19 protein-coding genes are annotated in these 19,397 nt (G+C 38.6%); 9 read left to right on the top strand and 10 right to left on the bottom strand.

Annotation, left to right across the window (positions count from 1 at the left end):
• Positions 1–236: 236 nt before the first annotated feature.
• Together cbiD and ACE1AT_RS06185 are read left to right on the top strand one after the other, a co-directional pair.
• Complete coding sequence (gene cbiD / locus ACE1AT_RS06190) at positions 237–1,358, top strand: cobalt-precorrin-5B (C(1))-methyltransferase CbiD (protein WP_374866409.1); 1,122 nt, start codon at positions 237–239, stop codon at positions 1,356–1,358.
• A complete protein-coding gene (locus ACE1AT_RS06185) occupies positions 1,355–2,104 on the top strand; it encodes a cobalt-precorrin-6A reductase (RefSeq protein WP_374866408.1) in 750 nt (249 codons plus the stop codon). The genes cbiD and ACE1AT_RS06185 overlap by 4 nt, the downstream gene beginning before the upstream one ends.
• 59 nt (positions 2,105–2,163) lie before the next feature.
• On the opposite strand, the gene ACE1AT_RS06180 is transcribed toward ACE1AT_RS06185, so the two are convergent.
• The 8 genes from ACE1AT_RS06180 to ACE1AT_RS06145 form a co-directional block, all read right to left on the bottom strand.
• A complete protein-coding gene (locus ACE1AT_RS06180) occupies positions 2,164–3,096 on the bottom strand; it encodes an Npun_R2821/Npun_R2822 family protein (protein ID WP_374866407.1) in 933 nt (310 codons plus the stop codon).
• Between the two features lie 4 nt (positions 3,097–3,100).
• The gene (locus ACE1AT_RS06175; protein ID WP_374866406.1) at positions 3,101–4,111 is read right to left on the bottom strand and encodes an Npun_R2821/Npun_R2822 family protein; all 1,011 of its coding nucleotides are present in this window, start codon (positions 4,109–4,111) and stop codon (positions 3,101–3,103) included.
• Between the two features lie 9 nt (positions 4,112–4,120).
• A complete protein-coding gene (locus tag ACE1AT_RS06170; RefSeq protein WP_374866405.1) occupies positions 4,121–5,065 on the bottom strand; it encodes a glycosyltransferase family 10 domain-containing protein in 945 nt (314 codons plus the stop codon).
• Positions 5,066–5,202: 137 nt separating this feature from the next.
• Entirely contained in the window at positions 5,203–6,414 is a 1,212-nt protein-coding gene (locus tag ACE1AT_RS06165) for a glycosyltransferase family 4 protein (RefSeq protein ID WP_374866404.1), read from the bottom strand.
• 2 nt (positions 6,415–6,416) lie between these two features.
• Positions 6,417–8,666 (bottom strand): ATP-binding cassette domain-containing protein, encoded by a 2,250-nt coding sequence (locus ACE1AT_RS06160; RefSeq protein WP_374866403.1) that lies wholly within the window; start codon positions 8,664–8,666, stop codon positions 6,417–6,419.
• 194 nt (positions 8,667–8,860) lie between these two features.
• The gene (locus ACE1AT_RS06155) at positions 8,861–10,027 is read right to left on the bottom strand and encodes a glycosyltransferase family 4 protein (RefSeq protein WP_374866402.1); all 1,167 of its coding nucleotides are present in this window, start codon (positions 10,025–10,027) and stop codon (positions 8,861–8,863) included.
• Between the two features lie 6 nt (positions 10,028–10,033).
• Entirely contained in the window at positions 10,034–10,876 is an 843-nt protein-coding gene (locus ACE1AT_RS06150) for a hypothetical protein (RefSeq protein ID WP_374866401.1), read from the bottom strand.
• A 165-nt stretch (positions 10,877–11,041) separates the two neighbouring features.
• On the bottom strand, positions 11,042–11,266 hold the full coding sequence (locus ACE1AT_RS06145) for a hypothetical protein (RefSeq protein ID WP_374866400.1): 225 nt from the start codon (positions 11,264–11,266) through the stop codon (positions 11,042–11,044).
• A 394-nt stretch (positions 11,267–11,660) separates the two neighbouring features.
• On the opposite strand from ACE1AT_RS06145, the gene gloB reads away from it, so the two are divergent.
• From gloB to ACE1AT_RS06120, 5 genes are all read left to right on the top strand, one after another.
• Complete coding sequence (gloB, locus tag ACE1AT_RS06140; RefSeq protein ID WP_374866399.1) at positions 11,661–12,434, top strand: hydroxyacylglutathione hydrolase; 774 nt, start codon at positions 11,661–11,663, stop codon at positions 12,432–12,434.
• A 297-nt stretch (positions 12,435–12,731) separates the two neighbouring features.
• On the top strand, positions 12,732–13,190 hold the full coding sequence (gene rplI, locus ACE1AT_RS06135) for a 50S ribosomal protein L9 (RefSeq protein WP_374866398.1): 459 nt from the start codon (positions 12,732–12,734) through the stop codon (positions 13,188–13,190).
• A 294-nt stretch (positions 13,191–13,484) separates the two neighbouring features.
• Positions 13,485–14,654, top strand: coding sequence for an RNA-guided endonuclease InsQ/TnpB family protein (locus ACE1AT_RS06130; RefSeq protein ID WP_374866397.1), 1,170 nt, complete (start codon positions 13,485–13,487; stop codon positions 14,652–14,654).
• Positions 14,655–14,697: 43 nt separating this feature from the next.
• Positions 14,698–16,050, top strand: a complete 1,353-nt coding sequence (dnaB, locus tag ACE1AT_RS06125) for a replicative DNA helicase (RefSeq protein ID WP_374866396.1) — start codon at positions 14,698–14,700, stop codon at positions 16,048–16,050.
• Between the two features lie 102 nt (positions 16,051–16,152).
• Positions 16,153–16,482 carry a hypothetical protein gene (locus ACE1AT_RS06120; RefSeq protein WP_374866395.1) on the top strand — a complete coding sequence of 110 codons (330 nt, stop codon included), beginning with the start codon at positions 16,153–16,155 and terminating at the stop codon, positions 16,480–16,482.
• A gap of 102 nt (positions 16,483–16,584) precedes the next feature.
• On the opposite strand, the gene ACE1AT_RS06115 is transcribed toward ACE1AT_RS06120, so the two are convergent.
• Complete coding sequence (locus ACE1AT_RS06115) at positions 16,585–17,121, bottom strand: FKBP-type peptidyl-prolyl cis-trans isomerase (protein WP_374866394.1); 537 nt, start codon at positions 17,119–17,121, stop codon at positions 16,585–16,587.
• Between the two features lie 192 nt (positions 17,122–17,313).
• Positions 17,314–17,637, bottom strand: coding sequence for a phasin family protein (locus ACE1AT_RS06110; RefSeq protein ID WP_017308854.1), 324 nt, complete (start codon positions 17,635–17,637; stop codon positions 17,314–17,316).
• A gap of 135 nt (positions 17,638–17,772) precedes the next feature.
• Here ACE1AT_RS06110 and ACE1AT_RS06105 point away from each other — a divergent pair, with 135 nt between their 5' ends.
• Complete coding sequence (locus ACE1AT_RS06105) at positions 17,773–18,081, top strand: TIGR03792 family protein (protein ID WP_374866393.1); 309 nt, start codon at positions 17,773–17,775, stop codon at positions 18,079–18,081.
• A 125-nt stretch (positions 18,082–18,206) separates the two neighbouring features.
• Positions 18,207–19,130 carry a class I SAM-dependent methyltransferase gene (locus ACE1AT_RS06100; RefSeq protein ID WP_374866392.1) on the top strand — a complete coding sequence of 308 codons (924 nt, stop codon included), beginning with the start codon at positions 18,207–18,209 and terminating at the stop codon, positions 19,128–19,130.
• The last annotated feature ends 267 nt before the right edge of the window (positions 19,131–19,397 follow it).

Raw genomic sequence — 19,397 nt, 5'->3', positions numbered from 1 at the left:
GGGTGAAGTTAACCACATCTATTCTATCAAATTTATGGGTGCAAACAAAATTTTTTGCTTGTCTCCTCCATGTTTCCCTTCCGCGCTGACGCATAGGTCGGGAAACTGTCGTCGCCTCGCTCACAATTCATCTCAACACCTACCCGTAAGGGAGGTGTGAGGCTTCTTGCTGTTTCAGCTAAAGTCTACTCTACACCGAAGCCGCTCTTACGAGTGTCTACACTACATATATACTTATGGCTCGCACAGGTTACACTCTACCAGTATTTGCAGTAGCTGCTGCTAAGGCTGCTTTGCTACATCTAAGTAGCAAGATCAACTCACAGCTATCCGTTGAAATTGATCTGCTACCCGGAAAAGCAGAAATTCCCATTTCTCAAGTAGCAATCCTAGAACCACATAGCGCCCTAGCTATTACTCTTAGTGACCCTGGTGATAATTTAGATTTGACTAGAAATACACCTATTTGGGCTTGGGTGAGATTGTCACAACGACAGTCTCAAGCTTTGGTTTTGGAAGCTGGCGAAGGTTTGGGAAAAACAGCTGCTGGGGAAGCAGCAATTTATAGCTATGCTCGTCGTTTGTTTGATGCGAATTTACTACCCCTGATTCCTCCAGAGCAAACATTAACAGTGTCGATTATTCTTCCCGAAGGTCGCCAATTAGCACAACGCACTTCTAACGAGGCTTTTGGGATTTTAGAGGGACTGTCATTGTTGGGAACTAGTGGTATTTCTCAACCCTTGTCTGCGGCTGATCATCTAGAAGAATTTCGCCAATCATTGCAAACTAAAGTCAGGGATTGTACTGATTTAGTATTTTGTATAGGTAGCAATGGTATGCAAGTTGCTCAACGTTTAGGTATACCAGAGTCAGCGATCGCACAAACTGGTAACTGGATTGGTGCCATGCTTGTAGAAGCTGGACTCTACCATGCAAATTCTGTTTTGTTGTTGGGATATCAAGGTAAACTAATTAAGCTAGCAGGTGGTATTTTCAATACTTCCAGTCATTTAGCAGATGCTAAATTAGAAATAATTAGTGCTGCTGTAGTAGCCGTTGGTGGTGATTTACAGGCTGTAAGCGCAGTTTTAGAAGCCAAAACCGCCGATGCAGCACACAAAAAATTAACTGAACTAGGATTGTCAGAATTAGTGTTTGGGAAACTGGCTGAAAAAATTAGTCAGAAAGCCACAGCTTATGTGCAGAAGTATGCAAATGTTAGCTTGAAAGTTGGTACCGTATTGTTTGACCGTAAAGGTGAGATTATTAGTCAAGATTCACAAGCAACGGAATTGCTGGAGATAGGGGATAGGGGAACTCTTAGCAGGGAGACATGGGTGACAAATGACAAATGACCAATGTAAAACGTCTTCTTATTCTTGGTGGAACGGGTGATGCTGCTGAGTTAGCGGCTAAAGCTGCGGTGATTGAGCAAATAGAGGTGATTACATCTTTAGCAGGTCGCACTCGTAACCCGCAAGCGCCTACGGGAATGGTGCGGATTGGTGGTTTTGGTGGGGAAGCTGGTTTGCTTGAATATCTGCATGAAGCGAAAATAGATTTGCTAATTGATGCTACTCATCCGTTTGCAGCCCAAATATCTTGGAATGCGTCTAGTGCTGCTGTTAGTTGTAATATCCCTCATTTGATGTTTATTCGTCCCGCATGGCTACAAGTTCCTGGAGATGAGTGGATAGAGGTTGATAGTGTGGAAATTGCTGCGAGTGTGTTACCGGAATTTGCCAAACGGGTATTTTTGACTATCGGTAGACAGCAACTTGCACCTTTTGCCAGATTAGATAATATTTGGTTTTTGATGCGATTGATTGATCCACCTGCGGCTGATGCATTGGTTCCACCAGGGATGATATTGTGCGATCGCGGCCCTTTTGCTTTAGACAACGAACGTCAACTGTTAATCGAACATCAAATTGATACTTTGGTAAGCAAGAATAGCGGTGGTGATGCGACTTATGCCAAGATAATTGCGGCGCGGGAGATGGGGATTAAGGTGGTAATGGTGAAGCGTCCACCGACTCCAGTAGGAGAGAAAGTCAGCGATGTGGAAAGTGCAATGCAGTGGTTAATTAACCAAATGTGATATAGAAAATCCGTGTTCGATAAACAAACATTATTTTTTGCCTAACTTCCAATTTTCTGCTACAAATTAGCCTTAAGTTGTCGCAATTGCTTCTTCAAATTCTCCAATCTAGTTTCCCACTGATTTTTATTAACAGGTGCGTAAATATCTGCTGGTGGTAAAGCTGAATTGAGATTGCGGTAATGTTCCCAAATTTCCCAATAAGGGCAACCTGGTTGAATGCGAATACCTGCCCAATGTAAATATTGTAGGGGTTGATTTACTGTTGGATCAAATAGTACATGTTCCTGAGTTTGAAAATTCGGACTTCCCGCCCAATTTCCTGGTGCTTTCCCCTCACGACGAACTATATTAAAACGACGAGGAATGCGTTTGAGAAGCATATAGTTGATAATTGGTTGGTCAGATGTTTTTTGAGAAAAATCAAAGTATTCAGGATGAGCAGCACATTCCGCAAAGGTTTCATACAAATCTTGTTCAGAAATCAGATTTTTCTTAGACCCCCAGAAACCACCATTAAAAATATCTTGAAGTTGATTTTCAGTAAAGATTTTTTCTTCTAAAATTTTGGAATTAAATACATTTTTAATACCACCTAGATGTTGATAGTCACAACAGATAAAATCTACTTGATTGAGATAATTGAGATTATCTATAATTTTTTCAAAAACAACTATGTCTGTGTCAATGTACAAGAATTGATCAAAAGGGCCAAACCAACAAGCTTGTTTGCGAAATTGATTTGGTCGTGCGAAGAATTTACCACCGAAACTTTCATGTAATTTATGAGACAGTCGGTCAATGAACTCTAAATCTTCATAAATTCTGACTTGATAATGTTTGCTGAGGATGTTGGCAATGTTGTGATAATTGTCATCATAAGGAATCATGACAATTGGCGTTTCTTGGTCATATAATCTGATGCTATTGAGGAGTGCGATCGCATGATCAATTACCTTATCATTGGCAATAATATAAATTCCCCGATTCATGAAATTATACCTCAACTTTTATGCCTAATTTTCTAAAAATTCGTGTCGTTAAACTTGGTGGCGCGTTATAAGCTCTAGCTTTAGTGGTAAACTTGGGTTGTTGTTCTGGCTGACGCAAATAGCGATAGTGTAAGAACAAATCACGATAGGGAAAATCAATATTTTCGCCTTCACAAACTCGATTAAAAAGTTTGGAAGATAAACCAATATAATGCAAATAAGTTAATCTATTGCCCTGATCATAAAGAACATAATTTTGATTTTCAAAATGCGGAGAAGTGACACAACAACCAGTAGCTTTGTTTGCAGGTAAGTTCAACGCAAAATTATAAAATGAGACGTTTGATCTCATTCTCATATAGTTGAGAACAGATTGATTCGGAGCAGACATATATAAAACATCTGATTCCCCTACATTTAATTTAGACAGTAACCAATCTCTTTGTTCTGGAGGAAATATACCTCGCTTAGAAGCGTAAAAGCCAGAACAGAAAATTTCTGAGTCAATTTGTTGTTGATTAAATATTTCTAAAAGCTGAGGAGATTGCAAGTTATAGATATGAGCAGGGTCTTTATACTGAAAATCATAGACCACAAAATCATGATGTTCTAACTGCTCAAAAATAAAATCTAAAGGCTGCATTACTAAAGTATCAGCATCTAAATAAATAAATTTTTCAAATAGGCTATCGAAATCAAATGCACAGTAACGGCGATTTTCACCTACTCTGTAAAACTTTTTTATTCCTCTTTCTTCCCAAGTTTGAATAGCACTTGGATGAGATTGCCATACTTTCAAAGAATACTCTTCCCAACGAGCAAAAATATCAGGATTTTCTAGTAAAGTGACATTATTTCGAGATGCAACTTCGGCACGGATTTTGTCTATTTGCTCATTATAGGCAATCACACATACAGGCAAATCCTTGCCAGCATTAACTTCTATACTGTTAAGTAACGCCACTAATTGGTTATAAACTAAATCATTTGCTAAAGTATAGATTCCATTTTTCATATTTTTTCCTTACTTGTTCACAAAGTTTGATAACCAGTTGAGCAAATTTAATTCATGTAAAATAATTTGACGAGCTTCAGCTATAGCATTTTTAGCCTCATGCCAAGCATCAGGAGTTTTAGTCATTTCTTGAATGTAGTTAATACCTTTTTCATCCAAGCTAGGTAAGCGCAAAAAACTACCGGGTGGTAATAACTTATCAGCCGCAGAACCTCCATAGTAAATTGGTAAACACCATGCTAAAAGTGCATCCCATAATTTTTCACTGACATACCAATTATTGCCGCTATAATTTTCAATTGCCAGATTGTAATAATACGGAGCCATGCCATACCATTTGTTACTTAATTCACCTGAAGATTTTACCCAGTTCTGTAAATCTCGTCCGTAAAAATCAACTGGAATTCCACTAGTTTGTAAAGCCTGCAAAAAATCTAAACGCTGGCGGTGGTTAGCAGTACGGCTAATTCCAGAAGTAATCCAACTACAGTTGGAAATCTTTGCTGGCGGTGGCATTTCATCCAAATCTCGAAAGGAATTGGCATGATACCAGATTGCAGGCATATAATCAGGAGTTGGAGCAAAATCATCAGCCCCCGACACATAACCACAATACTTTTGAGCTTCTTGATAAGCTAGTTTATGTTTTTCGACAACTTCATCTAGAGGTGGTTCACGTAGTAAATAAATTATTTGTTCTTTGGGAACGTTACGTAGGAAATTTTCAATTTTAATTTCAGATTTTTGTGGTTTACGAAAGTTATCTAACCAAGATTTTTCCTGAGTAGTTTTAGGGAAATTAAACTGATACATTAGTAAAAAATCTGGCTGGGACGCTAGTGATTGCATTTGTATATTTCCCCAAACACCAAACGGTTGGGGTGTTTGTTGCCATAGCCAATCGGCTTGTTTTTCTAATGCGTGATAGCTGCTAATCATGCCAATTGTTTTCATATAATTAGTGGTTATTTGTTAGGAATTCAACTTTGTGTCTTAGTGTCTACCCTGCGGGTAGACACGAAGTGGCTTCTGTTCCCTGAAAGGGTTCCCGAAGGGTAAGTAGCCGCTGGCGCGTCTATGTGGTTCAATACTTATATAATTAATTCAGGACGCAAAGATTCATCAACATAACTGAGAATTTTGGCGGCGCGATTTTCCCAAGAAAATTGTTTGACAAACTCTAGAATTTCTGGATATCCTTCTAATCTACGAGGATAGTTTTCTAATACTTGCTTTAATGCTGCGGCAAATTTATTAGGATTATCTGGTTCACACCAAGCAGCGATCGCGTTAGTATTTTTAAACTCCATTAATGAAGGAATTTCTGTCGCCACAATCGGATTACCAGAGGCTAAGTAATCAAATAACTTCATCGGTGATGTAAATGTTGCAGCCTCTCCAGAACAGTGAGGATGAGCTAAAACATCAGCTGCTTGTAATAAAGATGCTAAATCTTCGTGCAAGATATAACCTAAAAAACTGATATTATCCACCTGTTGCTGTTGCGCTAAGTACTGATAGTAAGCAACTTCTTTTTCATCACCACCTGCACAAACAAATTCGACATTTGCTAATTGTTTGGCAACCTCAATTAAAATATCAATTCCTTTAAATTGTCTTAAGGCTCCTGAATAAATTACTAGTTGCTGGCGTTCATTCTTAAGTAATTTTTGCCGCCATTGTCTAGCTTTTTCTGGTTGTCTTTCTAGAAAAAAGTGATTGTAACCATTATGCAATTTAATCACTTTTTCTGCTGGCATTCCTTTGGCAATCATCCCATCTCGGACGGTATCGGCAACTGTAACAGCTACTTGAAATAAGGGATGATTAACGATTTCTGGCTCAAATTTTTTATCTTCATGGTGATGATGTTCGTAAATAGCGGGAACGCCATGTTTGATAGCAGCTTTGATAAAATTCCAGTTCCAAGCATGAACAAGTTTGGTTTGAGAAAGAATATGAAATGGTAAATAATACTTTGTGGCGATGGTATTAGAATTAGTCAACTTTCCCTTAATATAATCAATAGGCCAAGGCATTGCCAAAGGTGCGATTTTTAATTTATCTTGCAGATTGTAGTATTTCACAAGTTCTGCTGATGCTTTTCTTGGTTGAAAAGGACGAACTAAATTTAAAGGATTAAGTGCAGATAATCCTTTAGAAGGATAAGCTAAAACAGTTGAATAACCTAAATTAGCTGCTCCATTAGCTGCGTTGGTAGACTGAACTAAGCTCGCTCCTGGCTTTGGTATTTCATCTGTTAAAAAAAATACGTAATGTTTTTGAGCAAAAGAAGTTTTCATATTCAATTCACTTTAATACTATCTTCAAAAGTTTCTAAATAATTGAGTAACCGGATGGCAGATTGTAGCGCCTGTTGAAGAAATTCATTTTCTTGCTGGGGATTATCTATTAAGTTATTCACAATTAAGCGCAAATAGTTAATTATTTCGTTAATATCTGTGTGAAACTTTTTTGCGGTACTGATTAGGTTTGAGCGTTGGGAATTTCTGTCCTGATTCACTTGGTTAGCAGATAGATTTTTCCATGTTGTTTCCATGTTGACTATATCTTCAACAACATCAACAATGTTGAGAATTTTCAAAGCAGATTTGTAAGCGTCTGCGATTAAATCCTGTCTTTCTTGAGGATTGTCTGCTAAGTTATCAACTAATAACAGTAGCAAGCCAATCATTGAGTTTAAGCGTGTGCGAAATTCATGAGAAATCCGAATTAAACCTTCTTGATGTTTGCTGGTAGATGCTTGGTGTTCGCTAAATTGCATTGAGTACAAGCGGGAATAATGACCATTTTTTTGTAAGAGTTCTTCATGAGTTCCCACCTCTACTACACGACCTTGATCTAAGACGGCGATTTGATCAGCTTTCTGCACAGTAGACAAGCGATGTGCAATTACCAAGGTGGTGCGATCGCGGCTGAGATCATCTATGGCTTCTTGTACTAAGCGTTCAGAAACTGTATCTAAGGCGCTGGTAGCTTCATCTAATATGAGTATGTCTGGATTTTGTAACAAAGCCCGTGCGATCGCGAGACGCTGTTTTTGTCCACCCGATAACATTACGCCGCGATCGCCAATCAATGTATCAAATCCCTGGGGTAATTTACTGATAAATTCGTAAGCATTAGCCTGCTGAGTTGCAGTAATAATTTCATCATCGGTAGCATCACTACGTCCGTAAGCAATGTTGTTTCGCACCGAATCATTAAACAAAAACGTGTCTTGACTCACAATTCCCATTCCTTTCCGTAGTGATGTAATTTCAAACTCTCGTATGTCAATTCCATCAATGGTAATAGAACCGGAAACCGGGTCATAAAATCTTGGTAAAAGGTCTGCGATCGTTGATTTTCCAGCGCCAGAAGTACCTACTAAAGCTAAAGTTGTACCACGCGGTAGAGATAAATCCACATCTTTGAGTACCATTTTTTCATGACCGGGGTAAGCAAAAGAAATATGGTTAAAATTAATACTTTTATTTAAGTCAATATAAGTAAAACTACCATTTTTCATTAAAGGCTTATCATCTCGGCGCAGAAAGTCAGCAGTTACTTCTACACTGGTGGTTGCATTTGCAAAGCTATTGCGGAGAGTATTTAACTGAGCAATCAACGGTAATAATCTCAGTAAAATTAATAAATACGTGAGTAAAACTGTTGAAAGTGAAGTAATTTCTTCTTTAAAAAATGTACGGCTTAAGATGACTATTAATAATAAAGAAATAACTCCCATCACCTCACTAATAGGTGCGATCGCTTCCGAATTCATTTGAGATCGAAAATCGGCTTTTTCACGCTCGCGAATAAATTGTTGAATGCGTTGATATTCTCTTTCTTCGTTACCTGTTGCTTTGACTAACCGAATACCACTGAGAATTTCTAAAATTGCAACTGAATATGCTTTTGACATTTCACTCAGCAGTTTACCAAAAGTGCGAGAGCGAGCAATTACATACTGATTAATGAGCGTCACAAAAGATAGCAAAATAGTAGCAGCAATTGTTAACTGCCAAGAAATCGATATTAGTAAACCCAAAAAAACTAAGATCGTAATTCCTAGAATTACTAATTTAACTGTATTGCTAATAGTGGTCGCAGCCCGACCAATTTCTCCCCCTAATCGATTGATTAAATCGCCAACTTTCATCTTGGCATAATAATCTATATCTATTTCTAGTAATAGCTGGACACCGGCTTCTCGCATATCAGAAGTCAAACGACGTGATAAATAGCTAGATGTTAAAGCACTAGCATAACTCGCTATATTTTTGAAAAAAATTATTAATATAATTGCTCCAGACATTAGCCATAAACGGTTATTCTCCGACATATTATCAAACGGAGATGTAATCGCTCTCAGAATAGGAGGAGCGCTACTCAAGTCTACTTCTTGTCCCACAATTTTTAAAATTACAGGCACAATTAAAGCTGTACCTACTCCGTTAAATAAAGCTCCAGAAAATCCTAATACTATAGTTAAAACAATCAGACCGGGATAGGGTTTAGCAAATCTGAATAGTAGTTTCCGAGTAGACATTGGGAAGTGAAATTAAAATATACTCATTCTTAACATGATTATTGACTAAATGTTTGAAATACTTCAAAAGTGATGTTTAGAAAAACTCAATAGTTATAATGTTTTTATTCCGTGTTTTTACGGTTGCGTATTGACTTGTGTAAATGTTATTAAATCCAAATATAATCAAATTTTAGAATGTATGTTATCAAGACTTACAACCGAGCAATTACTGATTTTAAACTAGATGCCATTGCCTCTAGACTATATTTTTCTATGCACCTTTCCCTAGCTCTTTTTCCACGTTCATTTGCTGCATCTAAATCTTTAAATATCAGTTGAATTTGCTCGGCAATTTCTTCAGGAGAACCAGGTTCTGCTAAATATCCTGTGTCCCCTAAAATATCGGGAATATCTCCTACCTTTGTTGATAATACGGGTTTAGCCATCGCCATTCCATCTGTTAATTTCAGAGGGAATTGAGCGCGAGTTTCTGGGGTATCTCGTTGAGGAACAACAACAATATGAGCAGCAGCTACTACATCCGGCATTAAATCCGCTGAAAACTTGGGTAATTTAATTATCCAATTTCCCCATTTTTCTTGAAGTTGATGATCATAATTATCGTAAGGACTACCACCCACAATCACAAGTTTTAAATCTGGTTGATTAATTTTTTCAACTGCCATGAGAATATCTTCTAAACCTTTATAAGGTCTTGGCACACCGGGAAACATCAAGATTTTATATCCCGATAAACCATAACGAATTCTACTAGCATTACTGTCATATCGAGAGGGATCAAATAAATAGGTGTCTTTCCCATTCGGAACAAATACACCTCCAAAGCGTTGCTGTAAAAATTGATTATGTACAGTCACAGCATCAGCCTGATTAATAAAACCTTCCATCCATTTCAAATACAAAGGATGAGATGGTGATCTTAAAGCACCATTTGATTTAATTAAATCTCTAGCTAATTGTTTGAATGTGGGACGATAACGCCAATCATCGCCACCGTACCAACTCATTTCCCAATCATCAATATCTAAAATTACAGGTTGGCGAGTATATAGTTTCTTTAAAAGTGCAACTCCAAAACTCGCTGGTTGAGGCTTAATTGCGTAAATAATGTCTCCATCGATTCGTTTTAATATTTGACCTATGGATTTAAAAAAATCTGGATACTTTTTACCTTCTACAGTATAGATTTTGGCATCAGTAGGAATAGCTGCATATAATTCTTTACCGAATAAAAAACCTAAAATTTCTACTTCAAACCCTAATTGTAGTAATGATTTTTGTAGTAATGATGCTCGAATATAACCGTCATTGGTTGATAAATTCCAAACTAGTATTGATATTTTTGATTTTTCTTTCATAAAGATTCATTTTCCACGCCAAGGATTAGTAACTTGATTAGGAATAACAAATTGAGCAAATTTATCAAATACTTTTGTGTATACTGAACTAGTAATATTTTTGGCGTACTGAGGTCTATAGGCGTATGTACAGTGAAGTACTTTAATATCTTTTTCAATTTGATAGCAGTCTTTCCACTTACTCAAATAGTTATATGTAGGTGGTAATACCTTAATTTTTGGACGCACAGTTTCAATAGCAGCTGCAAAAGCCCCTTGATCTCTTAATAAAAGCTGATCTTGATGATTTTGAATAATTTCAAAATACTTTTGAAATTCCGTAAAAAAGTTTTGAACTATTTCATTTTTACGAAAAGCGATCAAACCACTATTATATTGAACACTATTTTCTTGCAGTGGTAGACCTACAGATTGTAGGATTTGCAAAACCTTGGGTAAATTTTCTTGTTGATTACCTCTGAGTAAATTTGTGGCTTTGGTAATAGCGGGTTGGACATCTTCTGTTAACAAGAAATCAAATTTATCCAAATTTTCAAACACATCATTAATATTAGTCAGCAAACAAATATCTGAATCTAAAAAAATAGTTTGGTCAAATTCTGATAATGAATATAAAGAAATTTTTGCTAGTCGCGATGCTAAAACGGGATTCTCATTGCTTGGCGCTGGCTTTAAAATTACATTTTTAAAAGCTGTGAGTAAGGGATATAAAATTTGCGGAACGCGATCAATAAGAATAATTATTGGTTCTTGATGAAATTTTCTAATAGCAGCTAAAAAATGAATGCAATCTTGAAATGAATATAGACCTGTTAATATCGTGATAAATCCTCTTGTTTTATTTACCATTATTTTAATTAATAGAATATGTTTATTCAGGGTTAATGATGCCCATGGTTATTTCATTCTCGTCTAATCCATAGTTTTTGAGTCTACAAAGAGTAGATTTTGGCTATGCAGTCTTGATTATTTCTGGGCGGGTTATGCCAAGAATAAAATAACCCTGGATATAATCTACCAATGAACCAATTTCAAACGCCCTGTTTGTATATGGTCAAAGATACGATTAATTTGGCGGCGTCCTCTTTCATCGATTTTACCGTTTGTAAATACATGAGATGTGAGTAATGCATGATCTTGAGGACTCATTTCTCCTGATCTAATAATCCGATTGGCAATTGTTTCCACTGTTAATTCAGATTTGTTTTCAAGAGTTTGGTAGATGGAATTGTGATTCATTTTTATTTGGTAGATGCAAATTTATTGCAATATTTGCTCTATTTTTAATCCAACAGAAGACAGCCATTAATTTCATAGAGAACTATGAATATTAATAGATGAAAGCAAATATTGATTCTGCTTGAGCAAAAATATTTTTCTGTTTTGACTACGCAAAACAACCAAAATAAATTTAACTTTATCTTTGCTTTTATACCCAGAGAAATTTTACTGATAAATTGATACAGTGTTTCTAGTAGTAAAACTAATTACCGTAAAATTACGGTTGTTGATTTCCGCTTTTTAAAGATTATTCGGGCTATAATATACAAAAATATAAATAATTTATATAGCTTGTGCTGCTCGCCTCAAGCTTTTGTTAGGTATAGGATTGCTAGTGAAGGAACCACAGTTAATGCAAGTAATCCGTCTAGATGCACTTTCAGATAATTACATCTTTCTGTTGTGCGATCGCCAACAAAATATCGCCGCCGTTGTCGATCCCGCCGAAGCAAAACCAGTTTTAACAAAACTTCATGAACTTCAAGCAGAACTCGTAGCAATTTTTAATACACACCATCATTTAGATCACATCGGTGGTAATAAAGAATTGATACAAAGATTTCCACAAGTGACAGTATATGGTGGAATTGAGGATCGGGGTAGAATTCCAGGACAACAAGTATTTTTGCAACCAGGCGATCGCGTCCAATTTGCAGATAGAATCGGCAAAGTGATCTTTGTACCCGGACATACCCGCGCTCACATCGCTTATTATTTTTCTCCCCAGCACCCAGAGGAAACAGGGGAATTATTCTGTGGCGATACTCTGTTTGCGGGTGGATGTGGTCGGTTATTTGAAGGTACGCCCACACAGATGGTAAACTCGCTGAGTCAATTACGTTCTTTGCCTGATTCTACGCGGGTGTGGTGCGCTCACGAATACACCTTAAAAAATTTACAATTTGCTCTGACTGTAGACGGTGAAAATCCTGACTTACAAACTCGTTATGAACAAGTGAAAGCTTTTCGCAGCAGAGGAGAAGCAACAGTTCCTTCACTTTTGGGAGTTGAAAAGCTAACAAATCCCTTTTTGCGTTGGGAACAGCCAGCATTACAATCAGCAGTTAACAGCCATGATCCCATACAAACCTTTGCACGTCTACGGGGAATGAAAGATAGATTTTAGTACAGACGCGATAAATCGCGTCTGTACAATAGTCATTGGTCAGGGAAGAGGTCAAACGAGAACTTGTCAAACTCGCGTTTAATACTGAATTACAAACGACAAATGACAAATGACAAATGACAAATGACTTTTTGCAAAAAGTGTTGCGATCGCACCCTGCATTTCGCTAGGATCTGTAGGCTTATTGGCTATAAGCAAAAGCTTGTTGGGGATAAAGCTACACTATAATTGTGAACTATCTTGCTGAAACCCCAAGAGATTGAGATTTTAAAGGCAACAACAGAAAAAAGAAAAACAATGGCGAAACGCGTACAGTTAGTTTTAACTCAAGATGTCAGCAAGTTGGGTAAATCCGGCGACTTAGTAGAGGTAGCTCCCGGCTATGCTCGTAATTATCTACTTCCTAAAAGTATGGCAACATTTGCCACTCCTGGTATTCTCAAACAAGTAGAACGTCGTCGGGAAGTGGAACGCCAACGACAATTAGAACTCAAGCAACAAGCACAAGATCAAAAAGCAACATTGGAAAACGCTGGTACTTTCAATATTGCAAAACAAGTTGGTGAAAAAGAAGCTATTTTTGGTACTGTCACCAGCCAAGATGTAGCCGATGTTATCCAACAAACCACCGGACTAGAAGTAGATCGCCGTGGTATTTCTATACCCGATATTAGCAGGTTGGGTACTTACGAAGCAGAAATTAAGCTACACACTGAAGTTACAGCAAAAGTCAACATTCAAGTTGTTGCTAGCTAAATCAGTGAACAGTTATCAGTTATCGCTGGTAACTGCGAAATATATTGTTTTGTTGTGAAGACGTTGCAATGCAACGTCTTTATGCATTCAACAGATCAAAAATTTTTGGACTATAAGAGAATATAGTCACCGATATATGCGCGCCGAGGAAGCCCCTGGCTACCCTGCGGGAACGCTGCGCGAACAGACATGGGGGTAAGGCGCGGGCGATTTTAATCGCCGTGAAGTTTTCGGGAACATAGATTAAGGGTTATCGGTCTATAATTATAATCACAATGTGAGTAGGTCGAACTCATGGAACAAGTACTGACGCTAGTTTGCAAACTCAACCCCACGCAGTTACAGTCTGAAAAACTAGAAGTAGTGCTTCATGCTTTTGCTGAAGCCTGCAACTACACCAACCAAATAATTAAGCCTGATGTAACGAGCAAGTTAACCATTCAGGGTATTGTTTATGAAGACTTGAGGGCTAAGTTTGGTTTGCCTGCTAATTTAGCTGTCAGGGCTTGTGCCAGAGTTGGGGCTAACCGTAAAACGGCTAAACAAAAGAATAAGCCAGTTATTGCGTTTAAGCCCACATCTGCTGATTATGATGCCAGGATTTTTGCTTTTAGAGAAAAAGACTGGACGGTTAGCCTAACCACGCTATCGGGTCGGGAACATATCAAGATTAATGCTGGCAACTATCAACGCGGAAAGCTGAAAGGGCGCAAGCCCACAAGCGCTCAATTATGCAAGCACCGCGATGGTCAGTACTATATCCACATTCAACTCAAAGACGAAGTTCCAGATCCACAACCGACCAAAAAAGTAATTGGTGTCGATTTTGGTCGTCGTGACATCGCCGCAACCAGTGACGGCGATTCATGGGATGGGAAACAGTTAACCGAAACCAGAGATAGATACAGCAAAACAAGAGCGTCTCTCCAGAAAAAAGCTTCCACACGCACAAGGTCTAGTCGGCGTAGATGTCGGCAAATCTTGGTACGGCTATCGGGGCGTGAGAGACGATTTCAATCGTGGGTAAACCACAATATTTCTAAAACAATTATTCAGCAAGCCAAGAACGAACAGGCACTTGTAGCTATTGAGGATTTAACGGGCATACGCGCGTGGACAAACCAAAAACCGCGTAAAAAAACAGAACGCCGTAGAAGTAACTCGTGGGCGTTCTATCAGTTGCGGATGTTTTTGGAATACAAGGGGCTTAGGGACGGTGTAGAATTTGTTGCCGTCCCCCCTGCCTACACTTCTCAAACGTGCCACTGCTGTTTGCATATTGGCTTGCGCTCCCAAAAGAGGTTTAAGTGTGGTAATTGCGGACTATCCTGCGATGCAGACTTGAATGGAGCGAAAATGATTGCATTATTGGGGCTGTCTGTAAGCCAGCCTAGAGGTTCGGGCTATTTGTGCTGTAGTCTCAGTACCGATAGCTCAGGGCTACTACGAAGCCCCGCCCTTTAGGGCTGGGGTTAGCTTACATTAATCTAATATCTAAAATTTATATATGTCTGAAGAACTAAATTTTCAAGGAGTAGGTAGCGATCGCCTACCTCCGCAAAATATTGAAGTAGAAGAAGCGATATTGGGAGGAATTTTGCTCGACCCGGAAGCAATCAGTCGGGTGAGCGATCGCTTAGTTGCCGATTCTTTTTATATTAACGCCCATAAAGATATTTATAAAGCAGCTGTCGTTCTGCATAATCAAGGTAAACCAACAGATTTGCTATCAGTAACTAGTTGGTTAGCTGACAATGACTTATTGCATCGTGTGGGTGGTAGAAATAAATTAGCTTCTTTGGTTGATCGCACAGTTTCAGCTATTAATATTGACGCCTTAGCCTCATTGGTGATGGAAAAATATATGCGGCGTCAGTTAATCAAAGCTGGTAATGAAATTGTGCAATTAGGTTATCAAACAGAAAGCGAATTACCAGTAATTCTCGATCAAGCAGAACAAAAAATATTCGCCGTTACTCAAGAACGTCCCCAGTCTGGTTTAGTTCATATTTCTGATAGTTTGGTTAATGCTTTTGAAGAAATAGAAACTCGTCATCAAGGTGTTTCATTACCAGGTATTCCCTGTGGATTTTATGATTTAGATGCTATGACTAGCGGCTTTCAGCGTTCTGATTTAATCATTGTTGCTGGGAGGCCGTCAATGGGAAAAACAGCCTTTTGCTTGAACCTTGGTTATAATGTCGCTGCTTTATATAAACTACCAGTTGCGATTTTTAGTTTAGAAATGTCTAAAGAACAATTGGTACAGCGATTAATCGCGAGTGAAGCAGAAATCGAATCTGGTTATTTGCGGAGTGGGCGCATCAGCCAAGCTCAATGGGAACCTTTGAGTCGTGCAATTGGTTTGCTTTCAGAAATGCCAATTTTTATTGATGATACGCCGAATATTACAGTTACAGAAATGCGTTCTCAAGCGCGACGTTTGCAAGCCGAAGTTGGTTCAGATTTAGGATTAATTATTATAGATTACTTGCAATTAATGGAAGGAGGAGGTGACAATCGTGTACAAGAATTGTCGAGAATTACTCGTAGTATTAAAGGTTTAGCTCGTGAGTTATCAGTTCCAGTCATCGCTTTATCTCAGTTGAGTCGAGGAGTAGAAGCGCGGACAAATAAACGCCCCATGATGTCTGATTTGAGGGAAAGCGGATCGATCGAACAGGACGCAGATTTAGTAATCATGTTGTACAGAGATGAATATTATAACCCCGACACTCCTGATCGAGGTATTGCAGAAGTTAATATTACCAAACATCGAAATGGCCCAACTGGAACGATCAAACTTTTATTTGATCCACAATTTACGAAGTTCAAAAATTTAGCTAAACCAAATTATTAATTGTTAGTACTTAGGGAGTACTCCCACCTCTCCCTTTCTCCCCCACCTCTTCGATTGATTTATACTTCAGCATTTCCTCTAATTCATTATTAGGAGTAAGACATGAATAATGAAACATTGACTTGGTATTCTTGTGCAATGAAATTTTATCAAGACGGTAAAACACACGTACCATACATGGATGGGGTGTTCAGTACACTAGACCCTAATAACTTGGAATTTGGTTTCTCTAATCTTTTAAATAGTTATTACAAACCGACAAGATATATAGAAGCAGAAAACAAGTTTATTTATGAAGGAGTACGTGTAGAAATAACTCCAGAGACAGAAGCTGAATTTGAAGAAGTTGAACAAAGTAGAAAAGAGTTTGAAGCTACTGATAGGCTCTTAGAAATTTGGTGCTACTCATTTAAGATCAATACTAGTGAATGAAATCGAAACCAATAACAAGTTTGCAAACTTAAGAGTACCGTACAAACGAGTGGTTAGTGGTTAGTTGTTCGGTATTTAAAACCAACAACCAACCACCAAAAATCAACTAACTTTTAACAACTCCACATCAAAAATCAAGGTGGCGTTAGGAGGAATGACACCGCCAGCACCACGAGCGCCATAACCTAACTCAGGGGGGATGATTAACTGACGACGACCACCTACTTTCATAGTACTGAGTCCTTCATCCCAACCTTTGATCACTTGTCCTTGACCAATTTTAAATTTGAAAGGTTGGTTGCGATCGCGTGAACTATCAAACTTTTTACCGTTTTCCAGGGTACCAGTGTAGTGAACTGTAACTGTTTGTCCTGGTTGAGGAGTCGCCCCAGTCCCCTCTTCTAACTCAATGTACTTCAACCCAGAAGGGGTAGTAACGACATTAGCCTCAGAGTTAGCATCAGCCATAAAATCGCTCGCAATCAAAGTATTGTTCTCAATCATTGTAGTGGGTGCTGGTGTGTCGTCTTTGAGTTGGACAGCGATCGCAGACTCTTGTTTACCACCGCCAATTTGCGCTAATACCAAAACAACAACACAGACCAGCATGAAACCCACGCTGAATAAAATTGCTTTCAAAATCAGCCCTCCCTACTTAGCCTGTTTGAAAATTTAGCATAATCAGTAGGAATAAAACTCAGTTTAAATCAGAAAGCACACCAAGAGGGAATCTTAGATTTTAGATTTTAGATTTTAGATTTTGGATTTTAGATTGCCAATTTGCTAAATTATTAATTTTTGATTGCATCATTAACCATTAGCAATCATGCTCTAGCGCCAGAGTTTATTTTCTAAATCTCGTATCTGACGCTCCAATCGGTCAATTCTACCCCGTAATTCATCCACTTCTGATTGACGTGCAACGCCCAAATCTTGCATCATATTTCGCATTTGCCGTTGCATGTTAACTTCCCAGTTACCTTGCTCAGATTTTAACTGGTCTACCATATCATCCATCACTGCTTTAGCTTGCTCAGGATCAAGTTTGCCATCCTTGACTAACTGATCGCTCACTTGTTTCATTTTCTCTGCTACCAAGGATGTTGTACCAATACCAAGCATTAATAACTGCTGCATCCAGTTGTTGCTGTCCATACCTGATTCCTATTGATCTTTATCTCACTAGAAACAAGAACCTTACTTTTGCATCTAGCCATTAACCAATGCTGCAAGGATAATTACTCTAGACTATAGCTCTATTCTGACAAACCTACACAGGGATTAAAGGGAGTGATTATCGAACTACTGCGGGTGAAAGTACCACCTGAACACCGAGAACAATACATCCAAAAAGACGCCGAAATTTGGACAGCAGCACTTGCTGGTTATCCTGGCTTCCTTGGAAAAGAAGTTTGGATTAATCCTCATGACACAGGTGAGGTTATTTTAATAGTACAATGGGCAACAAGGGAACAATGGAAAGCCATACCTCAAGCTGAAATAGATGCTATTGATGAAAAATTTAATCAAGAATTAGGATTTCAGTCTCAAATAGTAGAGTTCTGTGAGTATCAAGTGCGAAAATTCCCGCAGAATTAAAGTTTTTTGCCTATAAGAAAATTCTTGGCAATTGAGATTTTGAAACGCTTTGGGGTTTATGATGCAAATAAACAGGCTTTTTGTGTGATTGCAACACAAAGCAGACTATTTGAGCAACTTTACTGATGAACACGGCTGTAAATAATACTCCAGGATTTGCTTCGCGCTTGGTAAATGGAGTACTGGCAATCAAACCACTGTACAACCTTGCCAAGCACCAAGCCCGTCAAATGATGATTAAACGGGCAGAGAAAATTGGAGTGCCTTGGAGAAAACAAGTACAGATACTGCGATCGCACAATTGGGAAAGCGAATTGGCAAAAGTCCAAAATCCCCAACTCAAATACCCAGAATACTACGTCACTTCATTTCACGCCTATGACAAAGGTAATCTCAGCTGGGATGCAGCTCTAGAAGTTGAAGTTGCTGCTTACGCAGTTCACGCGACTATCTGGGCTGGTGCAGGAGTACAAGGTGATACCCAGCTACGTCAGAGTTACCATGATATCCTCAAGCAACAAATTCTTACCCCACCACAAGATATTCTCGATTTGGGGTGCAGTGTGGGTATGAGTACTTTTGCCTTACAAGACATGTACCCCCAGGCTCAAATCACTGGTGTAGATTTATCTCCTTACTTCTTAGCAGTTGCCAACTATCGATCGCAACAGCAGCAACGCCAAATCAATTGGGTTCACGCAGCTGCTGAATCAACTAGCTTCCCAGACTCTTGTTTTGATTTAGTCTCCATTTTCTTGATGTGTCACGAATTACCCCAGTCACCAACTCGGCAAATTTTTGCTGAAGCAAGACGTTTGCTGCGTCCTGGTGGACATTTGACAATCATGGATATGAATCCTCAAGCCGAAGCTTATCAAAAAATGCCTCCCTATATTTTGACGCTGCTCAAAAGTACCGAGCCATACTTTGATGAATACTTCAGTTTGGATATTGAGCAAGCAATAGTAGAGGCGGGTTTTCAAACTCCTACGATTACTCGCAATAGTCCCCGTCATCGCACTATTATTGCTCAGTTCATTGAGGAGTAGGGGTATACCACTACACGAGTCAAGATTGTTCTACTTGTGGGACACGAGGTGAAAAGTCGTTGTCTACTCGTACCCACAAATTTTTATAATAAATGTACAGAAACACGTACAGAAACTAATGTTTTCTTACCAAAAACCTGGGTCTAAAGCCTCGTCCTAGAAGGACGACTTTGATGATATTATGTTTTTAGCGGTAAAGCGCACAGATAAAAAACGAAGTAGGTCAAGTGGACAACTCCTGATCCAGAACCCTGGTAGTATAAATCC

Source organism: Pelatocladus sp. BLCC-F211 (genome assembly GCF_041928655.1).
Lineage (GTDB): Bacteria > Cyanobacteriota > Cyanobacteriia > Cyanobacteriales > Nostocaceae > Pelatocladus.
The sequence above is the reverse complement of the archived record's forward strand: the minus strand, read 5'-3'. Positions and strand labels throughout refer to the sequence as shown.